9 protein-coding genes are annotated in these 13,339 nt (G+C 64.5%); 6 read left to right on the top strand and 3 right to left on the bottom strand.

Annotated features, from left to right (window positions below; translation table 11 throughout):
- The first annotated feature begins 3 nt into the window (after nucleotides 1–3).
- Both ACE3UG_RS14440 and ACE3UG_RS14435 read left to right on the top strand, forming a co-directional pair.
- On the top strand, nucleotides 4–1,017 hold the full coding sequence (locus ACE3UG_RS14440) for a sterol desaturase family protein (protein ID WP_374624988.1): 1,014 nt from the start codon (nucleotides 4–6) through the stop codon (nucleotides 1,015–1,017).
- Between the two features lie 208 nt (nucleotides 1,018–1,225).
- On the top strand, nucleotides 1,226–3,979 hold the full coding sequence (locus ACE3UG_RS14435) for a cation-transporting P-type ATPase (RefSeq protein ID WP_374624986.1): 2,754 nt from the start codon (nucleotides 1,226–1,228) through the stop codon (nucleotides 3,977–3,979).
- A 46-nt stretch (nucleotides 3,980–4,025) separates the two neighbouring features.
- Here the strand turns inward: ACE3UG_RS14435 and ACE3UG_RS14430 are convergent, their stop codons facing one another.
- Nucleotides 4,026–4,619 carry a molybdopterin-dependent oxidoreductase gene (locus ACE3UG_RS14430; RefSeq protein ID WP_374624984.1) on the bottom strand — a complete coding sequence of 198 codons (594 nt, stop codon included), beginning with the start codon at nucleotides 4,617–4,619 and terminating at the stop codon, nucleotides 4,026–4,028.
- 237 nt (nucleotides 4,620–4,856) lie between these two features.
- On the opposite strand from ACE3UG_RS14430, the gene metE reads away from it, so the two are divergent.
- The 4 genes from metE to ACE3UG_RS14410 all read left to right on the top strand — a co-directional run bounded on the left by metE (nucleotide 4,857) and on the right by ACE3UG_RS14410 (nucleotide 11,188).
- Nucleotides 4,857–7,145, top strand: coding sequence for a 5-methyltetrahydropteroyltriglutamate--homocysteine S-methyltransferase (gene metE / locus ACE3UG_RS14425; RefSeq protein WP_374624982.1), 2,289 nt, complete (start codon nucleotides 4,857–4,859; stop codon nucleotides 7,143–7,145).
- 256 nt (nucleotides 7,146–7,401) lie between these two features.
- Entirely contained in the window at nucleotides 7,402–8,061 is a 660-nt protein-coding gene (locus ACE3UG_RS14420; RefSeq protein ID WP_374624980.1) for a response regulator transcription factor, read from the top strand.
- Complete coding sequence (locus ACE3UG_RS14415; protein WP_374624978.1) at nucleotides 8,058–9,413, top strand: sensor histidine kinase; 1,356 nt, start codon at nucleotides 8,058–8,060, stop codon at nucleotides 9,411–9,413. The genes ACE3UG_RS14420 and ACE3UG_RS14415 overlap by 4 nt, the downstream gene beginning before the upstream one ends.
- A gap of 59 nt (nucleotides 9,414–9,472) precedes the next feature.
- Nucleotides 9,473–11,188, top strand: a complete 1,716-nt coding sequence (locus ACE3UG_RS14410) for a glycosyltransferase family 39 protein (protein ID WP_374624976.1) — start codon at nucleotides 9,473–9,475, stop codon at nucleotides 11,186–11,188.
- A gap of 84 nt (nucleotides 11,189–11,272) precedes the next feature.
- Here ACE3UG_RS14410 and ACE3UG_RS14405 read toward each other — a convergent pair whose 3' ends face one another.
- Together ACE3UG_RS14405 and ACE3UG_RS14400 are read right to left on the bottom strand one after the other, a co-directional pair.
- On the bottom strand, nucleotides 11,273–12,103 hold the full coding sequence (locus ACE3UG_RS14405) for a family 1 encapsulin nanocompartment shell protein (protein ID WP_374624974.1): 831 nt from the start codon (nucleotides 12,101–12,103) through the stop codon (nucleotides 11,273–11,275).
- On the bottom strand, nucleotides 12,100–13,230 hold the full coding sequence (locus ACE3UG_RS14400; protein WP_374624972.1) for a Dyp-type peroxidase: 1,131 nt from the start codon (nucleotides 13,228–13,230) through the stop codon (nucleotides 12,100–12,102). Before ACE3UG_RS14400 ends, ACE3UG_RS14405 begins: the two co-directional genes overlap by 4 nt.
- Between the last annotated feature and the right edge of the window lie 109 nt (nucleotides 13,231–13,339).

Raw genomic sequence — 13,339 nt, 5'->3', positions numbered from 1 at the left:
CCGATGATCCAGGAAGCCATCAACGTCGTAGACAGCGGCATCTCCGCCGCACAGACACTCGTCTACGTCGACGTGGTACAGCCGCTGCTGTTCCACTTCAACCTGATGGGCTATGACGACGACATCTATGACGCGCTGTACTGGGTGCTCGTCGGTGTCTTCCAGATCGGCGTGACGTACGCGCTGTTGCGCCCGCTCGAAGCGCTACGACCGATCGAGCAGTGGCAGGATCGCCGGCAGGTGCGCGCGGATGTGATCTATACATGGATCGCCAAGCTCGGCCTTCTGAACCTGTTCTTCTTCCTGGTACTGCAACCGGTCTTCAACGCGTTGCAGAGTCAGATGGTGATTCACGGGCTGCCGAGCTTCGAACTCGACGGCCTGTACCCGGGCGTGACGGACCAACCGCTGGTGTCGTTCCTGCTCTATCTGATCGTGCTCGACTTCGCCGGCTATTGGTATCACCGCTGGCAGCATCGCTTCGGGGTGTGGTGGGAGCTTCACGCAGTGCATCACAGCCAGCAGCAGATGTCGATGTGGTGCGATGACCGCAACCACTTCCTCGACACCCTCCTGCAAGCCGCTTTTTTTGCCGCCATTGCCCTCTTCATCGGCGTGCAACCGGCGCAGTATGTCGTTCTCGTGGCGGTCGGCAACTTCCTGCAAAGCGTACAGCACGTCAATGCGCGTCTGCCCTTCGGTCCGGTACTCGAACGCCTGATCGTGAGCCCGACGTTTCACCGTCGTCATCATGCCATTGGCTACGGACACGAAGGCACCCGGTACGGCTGCAACTTCGGCGTGCTCTTTCCGTGGTGGGATGTACTGTTCCGCACCGCGTCGTGGGTGCGCGCAGTGGAGCCGACCGGCATTCGCGACCAGCTTCCCGCGCCGGAAGGCCGCGCGCGCCGTTATGGCACGGGTGTGGTTGCGCAGCAAATCCGCGCATTTGGGCGCATCGCCCGGCGCCTCGCCGTGCCGCGCCCGCGCCAGCGACTTCGCTCCGACGCGTCGTAAAGCGGGTCGGCGCTGGCCTGCGCATGGGGACCCGCGGCCCCCGTTGCCGGGCAGCATGCGCGGTCCGCTTGACATCGGACAACGATGACCGGCACGGCGCCCCCTCGCAGGCCTGACTTGCGCTATGCTGCCCGAGAATCACCATCGACTGGTCGAGCCACGCGCCATGCCGTGATCCCGTTCGTGGCTGTCGCCGCACCGAGGGCCCATGATGCATCGCGACGACAACACGCCCCCACAGAGCGACTGGCACACCTTTTCCGTTGAACAGACGCAGCGTGAGCTCGTGACCCGCGCCAACGGGCTGACACTCACCGAAGCGCAATCGCGCATCTCCCGGTACGGTCCGAACCGTCTGGCCGAACCGGCCCGGCGAGGTCCGCTCACGCGCCTGCTCCACCAATTCCACAACGTCCTGCTCTACGCCATGATGGGCGCGGCCGCCATTACCGCGCTGCTCGGTCACTGGCTCGATACCGCCGTGCTCATGACCGCCGTGCTCGTCAACGCGCTCATCGGCTTCGTGCAGGAAGGCAAGGCCGAATCGGCGCTGGCCGCCATTCGCGCCATGCTCGCGCCCCACGCCACCGTCGTGCGCGGCGGCACGCGAAGCGAGATCGATGCGGCCACACTCGTGCCCGGCGACGTCGTCGTGCTCGCGTCTGGCGATCGGGTACCCGCCGACGTTCGCCTCATGGCCTCGCGCGAACTGCGTGTCGACGAATCGGCCCTCACCGGGGAATCCGAGCCGGTGCAAAAAACGCTGGAGACGGTCGCGCAAGACGCCGTGCTCGGCGAGCGCTGGTGTATGGCCTATGCGGGCACGGTGGTGGTCCACGGACAGGCCGAGGGCATCGTGGTCGCCACCGGCACGCGCACCGAACTCGGCCGGATCAACCGCCTGCTCACCGGCGTGGAGAACGGCACGACCCCGCTGCTGCGGCAGATCGAACGCTTCGGACATGGCCTGGCGGGCGTTATCGCCGTCGTGTCCGTGCTGACGTTCATCCTCGGTTGGCTATGGCGCGGCGAACCGGCGGGCGACATGTTCATGGTGGTCGTCGCGCTCGTGGCGTCGGCCATTCCCGAAGGGCTGCCCGCGATCATGACGGTCATTCTGGCCCGCGGAGTACAGCGCATGGCGCGGGAAAAGGCCATTGTGCGACGCTTGCCCGCCGTCGAAACGCTCGGTGCCGTGACCGTCATCTGCACCGACAAGACCGGCACGCTCACCCGTAACGAAATGACTGTGCTGCGCGTCGTTACAGCCGGCCGCCGGTACGACGTCAGCGGCGCGGGCTACTCGCCCGGGGGGAAATTCTCGCTCGACGGGACCGGTGTCGACCCGCACACCGATCCCGAATTGCTGCTGGCGGTGCGGGCGGGCGCGCTTTGCAACGACGCACGCGTGTTGCAGGACGACAATGGGGGGTGGCGCGTCGAAGGCGACCCGACCGAAGGGGCGTTGTTGGTGCTCGGTGCCAAGGCCGGGCTCTCGCAAGAAGCGCTGCACGCCCAATGGCCGCGCAAAGATGCGATCCCGTTCGAATCGCAGCATCGCTTCATGTCGACCTATCACGTCGACCCTGCCGGCACGCCCTGGCTCTTCGTCAAAGGCGCTCCAGAGCGCATTTTCGAGATGTGCAGCGATCAGATCGCCGAACCGGGCGGCCAAGCGGGCGACCAAGCGGTCGCCGCCGTCGACATCGATGGCTGGCGGCGCAAGGTCACCGACGCAGCCGCGCAAGGCCTGCGCGTGCTTGCGCTTGCGTTCAGACAGGCCGCTCCGTCTGGCGCGCGGCTCGAATTCAGTGACGTCGAGCGCGGCTTCACGCTGTTGGCCCTGGTCGGGATGATCGATCCGCCACGCACCGAGGCGATTGCCGCCGTCGCCGAGTGCCACCGGGCGGGTATTCGCGTGAAGATGATTACCGGCGACCACGCTGAGACGGCCAAGGCCATCGGCGCAAAGCTCGATATCGGCGTTGGCAAACCTGCGGTGACCGGCGCCGAACTCGCGCTCATGGGCGAGGCCGAATTGCGGCGCGTGGCGCTGGAGATCGATGTCTTCGCCCGCGCAAGTCCCGAGCATAAACTGCGTCTCGTGCAGGCGTTGCAGGATGACGGGCAGGTCGTGGCCATGACCGGCGACGGCGTGAACGACGCCCCCGCCCTCAAGCGCGCCGACGTGGGCGTAGCCATGGGATTCAAGGGCACCGAGGCCGCCAAGGAGGCCGCCGACATCGTGCTGACGGACGATAACTTTGCCAGCATTGCGAAGGCTGTGCGACAGGGGCGCGGCGTCTACGACAACCTCAAGAAGTTCATTCTCTTCATGCTGCCGGCCGACGGCGGCGAGGCGCTGGTGGTTGTCGCAGGGGTCGTGCTTGCCCTCGGTGTCGCGCCACTCACGCCCGCGCAAGTCCTGTGGATCAACATGGTGACGTCCAGCACGCTGGGCATTGCGCTGGCATTCGAGCGCGCCGAACCGGGCATCATGGAGCGCATGCCCCGACCGTCCGGGGCGCCGCTGCTGTCATGGTACTTCGCATGGCGGGTCGCGTTCGTCTCGGTGCTGATGATGATCGGCACGCTCGGACTGTTTTATCTCGAATGGCGAAACGGCGCGAGCCTGGCGTCTGCGCGCACGATGGCAGTCAACGCGCTGGTCGCGGCAGAAATGTTCTATCTGCTCAATAGCCGGTCGATCTTTCGCACCGCGCTCAGCCGGCAGGGGCTATTCGGCAATCGCATTGCGTTGCTGACCATTGGCGTGTGCTTCCTTCTCCAGATGATCTTCACCTACACGCCGTTCATGCAACGCACCTTCGGTTCCGCCCCGTTGAACCTGCGCGAGTGGTTGGAGGTGCTCGCGGCGGGGCTGCTGGTATTCATCGGCGCCGAGCTTGAAAAATGGGCGGTACGCCGCGCCGGATGGGCCGAGCGGCTGACGATGCAGTAGCGCGCTCGCCCTCAGTCGGGCGACGTCGCACCGATGGCTGACCGACTCACGATACCGCGTTGACCTGAATGTGATAAACGCCCCACGGGCAGAGGGTGAAGCGCTCCTTGAGCGATTTGCCGGCCAGCGCAGGGATCGCTGCCGGATCGTAGACCGCCCAGAGCGGCCCGAGGCCGCCGAGCGCGAGCGGCTTGTCGTCCAGATGCGTGGCAAGCAGGAAGCGGTACTCACGCAATTGCCCGAGGGTGGTCGCGACGACATACCCGTCAATGGCACGCAACAACACCTGCGTCAACGCATCGGTCGGAGCGCCCGTCTGGGCGAGCACGTCGCTCAGGCTTGGGCCACGCAGCGTGTGCGGCCTGGCATCGTATTCCAGCGTCGGACGAATGGACTGCGCGGGCATACGCGTGAGCATGCCGAAGTCGAATGCATACGCGGCGTCGAACCGCACCAGTTGCTTGTGAAAGAGTTGATCGAGCGCGGGGTCGACCGGGCCGCGATTGTGACGCCGGATGTCGCCGCTGATCGTCACCAGCGGTGTTGTGACCGGCGATGCCGACATCGCACCCGCCTTGGCGAACACCGGCATCGACGCACCAAGTGCCGCCGCACCGGCAAGGAATTCTCTTTTTTTCATAACTCTGCAGGACAAAAACAGTTGCACATGCGGACGCAGACACCGCAGCGTCGCACGAGCGTATCACGAAGGCTGCGTAGTCCCGCCCCTACCCACCGAAGTTCGGCGTGTGCCACCGCCCGATCATGAATAAAATTATCGTTAATCGAAAATAAGACCATTTTCATTCATGAAGCGTTCTCTCTATGATCGTCGTCACTGTTTTCATTCATCTGGCGGCGAGCGTCATTAGCGAACATGGCAAAGACACATAACTTGGGATTTCCGCGCATCGGCGCGAAGCGAGAACTGAAGTTCGGTCAGGAGGCGTATTGGAAGGGGCAATCGTCACGCGAAGAACTGAAGGCGCTGGGTGCTTCGCTGCGGCTGCGTCACTGGCAAGACCAAGCCGCATTGGATCTTGTGCCGGTCGGGGACTTCGCGTTCTACGACCAGGTCCTGGACATGAGCTTCACGCTGGGCAATCTTCCCGAGCGCGTGCAGGGCTTTCACGGCGACGTGCTGGACAACTACTTCCGCGTTGCGCGAGGCCGGTCGGCCCAGAGCGCCGAAGCACACGACGGCTGCTGCGGCGGGGTCGCGGCAGGGGAAATGACCAAGTGGTTCGACACCAACTACCACTACATCGTGCCGGAATTCACCGCCGCGACGCACTTCGCGCTCGACCCATCGCGTCTGGTCGAACAGCTCGGCCAAGCCCGCGCCGCCGGGGTGAAGGCCAAGGCGGTCATCATCGGTCCGCTCACGTATCTGTGGCTGGGCAAGGCCAAGGACGACAGCGACAAGCTGGCGCTGCTGCCGCGCCTGTTGCCGGTTTACGTGAAGCTTCTCGAGACGCTCGCCGCGCAAGGCGTGGAATGGGTACAGATCGACGAGCCGATCCTCGTCACCGAACTGAGCGCCGAATGGCAGAATGCCTTTGAGACGGCCTACGCCGCGCTCGCCGCCGTGCCGGTCAAGCGTTTGCTCGCCACCTACTTCGGCGAGTTGCAAGAGAACCTGCCGCTGGCTTGCCGACTGCCCGTCGACGGCCTGCATCTCGACGCGGTGAACGCGCGCAGCGAAGTCGCCAAGGTGATCGACGCACTGCCGGTCGACAAAGTCGTATCGCTGGGCGTGGTCAACGGCCGCAACATTTGGAAGTCGGATCTGGTCGCCCTGCTCGACTGGCTGGCGCCGCTTGCCGAGACGCTGGGCGATCGCCTGTGGGTCGCACCGTCGTGCTCGCTGCTGCACGTGCCGGTCGATCTCGATAGCGAACAGAAGCTCGATGCCGAAGTCAAGTCGTGGCTGGCCTTCGCCAAGCAAAAACTGGCGGAGGTAGATGTCGTGGCGCGCGCCATCAACGAAGGCCGGGAAGCCGTGCGCGCCGAGTTGGCCGCCAATGCCGCCGCCATCGCCAGCCGTCGTGCGTCACCGCGCGTGCACAACCCGGCGGTCAAAGCCGCAGTTGCCGCGATCGACGCCTCGATGGGCCGCCGGCAGAATCCCTACGCAACGCGCGCCGAGAAGCAAGCCGTCAGGCTGAACCTGCCGCGCTACCCGACCACGACCATCGGGTCGTTCCCGCAAACACCCGAAATCCGTACTGCCCGCAGCCAATTCAAGGCGGGCGAACTGGATCGGGCGGGCTATGTCGCCGCGATGCAAGCCGAAATCGCCCGCAGCGTGCGCGAGCAGGAGGCGTTGGGGCTGGACGTGCTGGTGCACGGCGAAGCCGAGCGCAACGACATGGTGGAGTATTTCGGCGAGCAGCTCGAAGGCTATGCCTTCAGCCAGTTCGGCTGGGTGCAGTCGTATGGTTCGCGTTGTGTGAAGCCGCCCATCATGTTCGGCGACATCCGCCGCCCGAATGCGATGACCGTCGATTGGATCAAGTACGCACAGTCTCTGACCCGCAAGCCGATGAAGGGCATGCTGACCGGCCCGGTCACGATCCTGAACTGGTCGTTCGTGCGCGACGATCAGCCGCGCTCGGTGTCGTGCTTCCAACTGGCACTGGCGATCCGTGACGAAGTGCTGGACCTGGAACGCGCCGGTGTGCGCGTCATTCAGATCGACGAAGCGGCCCTGCGCGAAGGTCTGCCGCTGCGCCGCGCGCAATGGCAGAGCTACCTGGACTGGGCCGTCGAGTCGTTCCGTATCACCGCGAACGGCGTGCAGGACGATACGCAGATCCACACGCACATGTGCTATTCGGAGTTCAACGACATCATCGCGGCCATCGCGGAGATGGATGCCGACGTCATCACCATCGAGACGTCTCGCTCGGCGATGGAACTGCTCGACGCGTTCGATGCCTTCCAATACCCGAACGAAATCGGACCGGGAGTGTACGACATCCACTCGCCGAATATTCCGACGCAAGCGCACATCGTTGCGCTCATGCGCAAGGCGGCTGAGCGTATTCCGGCCGAGCGACTGTGGGTCAATCCGGACTGCGGTCTGAAGACACGCCAGTGGGCGGAGGTCATCCCCGCCCTGCAAAACATGGTGGCCGCCGCAAAGACGCTCCGCGCCGCGTAACGGCGGCTTCAATTTGTGTTTGCCATTTTCCCCAAAGAGGCTGGCCATAGCGTGCGCGCGACGGCATTACGTTAAAAAACCCTGCCAAGTCATTGATTAAATGCCTTATTTCATGGCATAGTCGCGCGGGCGTACGCTATCGCGAGCTAAGTTTCTCCTAATTCTCACGCGCTATCGTGCGCCCGTGCCGTCCTCCGTGACTGGCAGGGTCTGGGTGCGCGCCTTGGCGGCCGCACCGAAAAGCGTTCGGGGAACCATGCGGATATTGCTCGTAGAAGACGACACCATGATCGGTGAAGCCATGATGCAGGCGCTCAAAGACGCCTCGTACGCGGCCGACTGGTGTCGTGACGGCGACGCCGCGCTGGCGGCCTTGGCCGCGCACGCCTACGACCTCATGCTGCTCGACCTCGGTCTGCCCGGTCGCGACGGCTGGGAGGTGCTGCGTGCGCACCGAGGCGCGGGTGGACGCACACCGATCATCGTCGTGACGGCGCGCGACGGCGCAGAAGACATCATTCAAGGCCTTGACCTCGGCGCCGACGACTTCGTGGTGAAGCCCTTCGAAGTGGGCGAGCTGCTCGCCCGCATGCGCGCCGTGATCCGGCGGCAGGCGGGCGTGGCCGCGCCGGTGCTCACCAACGGCGCGCTTGCGCTCGACCCCGCGACCCATCAGGCGAGTTACGGCGAGAACCGTTGCGTGCTCTCGGCACGCGAATACGCGTTGCTGCACGCACTGATGCTGCGCCCGGGCACGATCCTCTCGCGCGACGCGCTGGAACACCGTCTGTACGGCTGGGGTGAAGAGATCGAGAGCAACATGATCGACTTTCTGATCCACTCGATTCGCAAGAAGCTCGGCGCCGATGTCATCCGCAATATCCGAGGGGCCGGCTGGCTGGTGCCCAAAACATGATGCGTTCGCTGCAGTCGCGACTGGTGGTCACGCTCTCGGCCTGTGCGCTGGGACTGGCCTTCGTCGCGGGTTTCGTGTCGTATGCGGCCGCCTTTCGCGAGGCCTATCGCTTTCAGGACGACCAACTGCTGCAACTCGCCGCACTCGTCGACACCCGCAATCTCTCGGCCGCCGACAGCGCCATGCACGGCCTGCCGATCGAGGACCACGACTACCGCCTCACGGTGCAGCGGCTAGGCGGCACCTTCCCGATCACCCTGGCCGACGGCTTTCACACGGTCAACACGGGCGACCACACATGGCGTGCGTTCGTGCGCACCATCGCGCCGACATTGCGCATCGTCGTCGCGCAGCCGACGGAAGGCCGTAACGAGATCGCCCGGAACAGCGGTCTGCGGACCGCGCTGCCCTTCGTGGTCTTCGTGCCGCTGCTCATCGGCGCCATCGTGTGGACGGTGCGCCGTGCGTGGCGACCGGTACAGCGGCTGGCCGACGACGTCGACATTCGGCGCGATACCGATTTGCGCGCCCTCGACACGCAAGGCGCGCCTACGGAAATCGAGCCTTTCGTCGTGTCGATCAACCGTCTGCTGGCGCGGCTGGCCAAGGCGCTCGACGAGCAACGCCGGTTCGTCGCCGATGCGGCGCACGAATTGCGCTCGCCGGTCACCGCGTTGGTGATTCAGTCCGAAAACCTCGGCCGGGCGCTCGCCCCGGCGGCCCTCGATCTCGAGACGCGCAACCGCCTGACCAAGCTCAAGAGCGGTCTGCATCGCACGCGCGCACTGCTCGAACAACTGCTCACGCTTGCACGGGTCCAGAGTGCACCGACGGTCGCGGCGACCCCGCTCATGCTGCTGCCCGCCGTGCACGAAGCGCTGGAGGACGTATTCGTCCTGGCCGACCGCAAGCAGATCGTGCTCGATCTGATGGATACGCTCTCGGGCGTGTCCGGCCGAACGGGCTTGCGGGTGACGGGATCGAGACGCGATATTGTCACGCTGCTGAGCAATCTTGTCGGCAATGCCGTACGCTACACGCCAGCGGGCGGCACCGTCTGCGTGCGCCTGTCGGCCACGGGGACCGATGTGGCCATCGACGTGATCGACTCAGGCCCGGGCATCGACGCCGACAAGCGCGAACGGGTATTCGACGCGTTTTACCGTGCCGGCGACCAACGCGAGTCGCGCGATCACGGCAGCGAAGGCACTGGCTTGGGCCTCGCCATCGTGCGGGCGATCGTCGACCGTCTCGGCGGCCAGGTGAGCCTGAACGACGCTCGCCCGACAACACCGCGCGGCCTTCACGTGCGCGTAACATTGCCCAACCCCGACGTGGGCGCCGACGCCTGATTGTCATCCAACCGATTCACGATTTCACCTCCTTCATCAAGACTGGAAGCCTCCCATTCATGTCCACACGCCCTCAACGTGACGCCGAGTTGGAACCCTGGCCGATCTCTACCACCGCCCTGCTCTGGCTACTCGCCGTGTTCGCGCTGGTCTGGTTCGGTGTATTGAACCTGCGCCACCTGGTGCCGAGCGACGAAGGCCGCTACGCCGAGATGGCACGCGAAATGCTCGTCACAGGCGACTGGGTCACACCCCGCTACAACGGTTACCTGTACTTCGAGAAGCCACCGCTCCAGACCTGGATGAACGCGCTGACGTTCATGATCTTCGGCCTTGGCGACTGGCAGGCCCGTCTGTGGACGGCACTGACCGGTTTCGGCGGGGTATTGCTCGTCGGCTACACCGGGCGTCGTGTGTTCGGTGCGCGCGTAGGCTTCTTCGCCGCCCTCACGCTGGCGAGCGCCCCGCTCTGGAGCCTGCTCGGGCACTTCAACGTGCTCGATATGGGCGTGTCGTTCATGATGGCGCTGGTGCTGTGCTCGCTACTGCTCGCGCAACGCCCCGGACTCTCCGAGACGCAGACGCGCAACTGGATGTGGCTGTGCTGGGCGGCGATGGGACTGTCGATCCTGAGCAAGGGGCTGATCGGTGTGGTGTTGCCGGGCGCTGTCCTCGTGATCTACACACTGATCTCGCGCGACTGGGCCTTGTGGAAACGCCTGTACCTCGTGAGCGGTCTGATCGTGATGCTCGCCGTGACGGTGCCCTGGTTCGCGGCCGTCATGGCGCGTAACCCGTCGTTCTTCGACTTCTTCTTCATCAACGAGCATTTCAACCGCTTCCTGAAGCCGGATCACCATCGTCCGGGCGCACTTTGGTATTTCGTGCCGGTACTGATCATCGGCTTCCTGCCCTGGCTGTCGATGATCCCGCGCACCTTCTCGGCTTCGCGGGCGCTCCCGCGTCAAGCCAACGGCTTCCGGCCGGTGCTGATGCTCACGGTCTGGGCCGTGTTCATCTTCTGCTTCTTCTCGGTGTCGCACTCGAAGCTGCTCTCGTATGTACTGCCGGTCGCACCCGCCATCGCCCTGCTGATCGGGCTGGGCCTCGCGGGAATCTCGCGCGAGTCGCTGCGCAAGCATCTCGTCGTCTCCGCCGTGCTGTTCGTCGCAACGATCGTCACATGCCTGGTCTTCCTCTCGCATCACTCGGACAACCGCAATCCGGTGGAGGCGTACCGCAAGTTCTCGTACTACCTGTACGCGGCAAGCTTCGCCGGTTTGATCGGCCTGGGCATCGCGCGCTGGCTGAGCGCGCGCAGCACCAAGCAGGCGCTCGTCGCGTTTGCGGGCACCTGGCTGGCGTTTACGATGATTGGCGGCACGGGACACGAAGCGTTCGGGCGCAGCAGTTCGGGCATCGATCTGGTGCCGGCCGTGCGTGCGGAAATCAATCGCCTCGGACCGGATACGCCGTTCTACTCCGTCGGCACGCTCGATCACACGATGCCGTTCTACCTGCGTCATACGATGATCATGGTGGCGGTGCAGGACGAACTCGAGTTCGGCATCTCGCAAGCGCCCGATAGCTGGATTCCGACCCTCGACAAGTTCGCCGACGTATGGATGGCAGCGCCCAAGGCACTTGCGTTGGTCGATCCTCAGAAATTCACGGTGCTCGAAACGCTCGGCCTCCCGATGAAGGTCATCGCGCGCGACAACCGTCGCGTCATCATCGAGAAGCCGGAGAGCGGACAGCCTGCCGCCGCCGACTGATCGCGCAAATCTCACGAAAAAAGCGGCTGAGAGCGATACGTCGCACTCAGCCGCTTTTTCTTTACAATCAAATGCTTATGCGCGTTACTTCGACTTCTTTCTACGCTCCGCTGACTTGGCCGAACCGACTGAAACACCGGCCTCGGCGCTCAGCATCAGGAACGTGAAGGTCTCTTCGAGGTACAGACGAACGGTCGTCGCCGTATGGTCGAGGTAGCCGATCGAGACGTCTTGACCGATGTGCATCTCGTAGTCGCCGCCACGGGTGGAGAGGATGCACCCGCCGTCGATGGCCGGCGCCCAGATGATCTCACCGCTCACGATGTGACCGATGTGCTCGAGAATCGGATAGCCCTGATCGTTCGCTTCCATCACGGCGGTGTAAGCGTCCGCGCCCAGCAGCACGCTGTACGGGCCGTCGACGCCTTCAAGTCGCAATTGCTCCAGCGCCTTGGCGATCACGGTCGGATAGTCTGCGATATTGCCCGGCAGCGGCAGCACCGGGTTCGAGGTGCCCTCGCGCACTCCCGTGATGCGCGCGGCCTGATAACCGTCGAAAATCGCGCGGTCTTCGGCGTAGGCCAACTTGATGGCAGCGTCCTTCGCCGGTTGCCAGTCGGAGTCGTTTGCGCCACGCTCGACGTCGTCGACGGCTTCGCGCGAGAGCTCGAACGGCACGCGCAGCGCGACGAGCGGCAGCACTTCCCGTTGACGTGCGCCCACGCCGTCGAGCGGCGCGTCGATGGCCTTTTGATGCCCCGTGCCGACGCCCGCGAGGGCGAGTCCCCCCGGCCCCTTGACGTCGACCACGCGACGACCCGCGACCGTGCGCTTGAACGTGCGGGCCACCTCTTCTTCGATCTGCGCCCAGGCGGCGCTCGAAATGGGGGCCAGTTCGCGATGCAGATTATTCATGCCTGAGAAACTCCTTTGAGCGATCCGATGTGTAGCGAGCCATCCGCCAGGGCGGCACTCGGCTGTGTGGGCGACGATTGACCGGGAAACGATGCCGTGACGTCGAGCACCGGCGTTGCCGTCGACGATACGTCGATCAGGCGCGCGAGCGCCGTCGATTCGGCCACCGCCGGGGCCTCGCGCTCGGCGAGCGCTTCGAGCAGTGCCGCCGACGGCGCGAAGAACAGCCCGCCGGTCACGGCCTTGCTGAAGTCGAGCAAGCGGTCGTAGTTGCCGGGCGGGCGGCCCACGAACATGTTCTCGAGCATCTGCTCGATAGGCGCGGGCGAACGGGCGTAGCCGATGAAATAGGTGCCGAATTCGCCAGCACCGGGGCGTCCGAACGGCATGTTGTCCCGCACGATCTTGATTTCCTTGCCGTCTTCTTCTAGCGTGGTCAGCGCGCTGTGCGACCAGCTCGGCTTGACGCCTTCGTCGAGTTCGACGTCAGAGAGTTTGGTGCGCCCGATGATACGTTCCTGTGCCTCGACCGGCAGCGCGTTCCAGGCCGTCATGTCATGGAGATACTTCTGAACGAGGACGAAGCTGCCGCCCGCAAACTCGGGATCCTCGTCGCCCATCACAGTGAAGCCGAGCGCCTCCCGGCCTTCCGGGTTCTCGGTGCCGTCGACGAAGCCGACCATGCTGCGCATGTCGAAGTAGCGAAAGCCATGGACCTCGTCGACCACGCTCACGGCGTCGCCCAACTTGTTCAGCATGAGCGTGGCCAGTTCAAAACACAGGTCCATCTGATCCGCACGAATGTGCAACAGCAGATCGCCAGGGGTCGCCGGCGCAAGACGCTGGCCCGAGCCGAATTCGCGGAACGGATGCAGCTCCGCCGGTCGCGGATCGCCAAACAGGCGATCCCAGGCGTTGTCGCTGAAGGCAACAACGCACGACAAATTACCGGCCGGCACGCGCTTGCCGACGGCACGGACATAGGCGGCAGCGTCGGCGCACCAGCCTCTCACGCTGGCATGGGCAGCCTCGTCGTCGCGCACGGTGGCGACGAGAAAGATAGCACTGCGGGTGACGCTGCCCGCGACGGGCTGAGGTTCAGGGGGACACGTAGGACGTTCGATCATTGTTTTCCTGCTGGGCGCTGGATTTCTCGACGCGAGCGTCCGCAGCCCTGGATCGATGGGTGGACCGAAGGCTATCGGACGGCGACTTTTAGTATGTCAAGGTTATAAC

It is taken from the genome of Pandoraea sp. (assembly GCF_041919235.1).
Lineage (GTDB): Bacteria > Pseudomonadota > Gammaproteobacteria > Burkholderiales > Burkholderiaceae > Pandoraea.
This window is presented reverse-complemented; position numbering and strand designations above follow the sequence as displayed.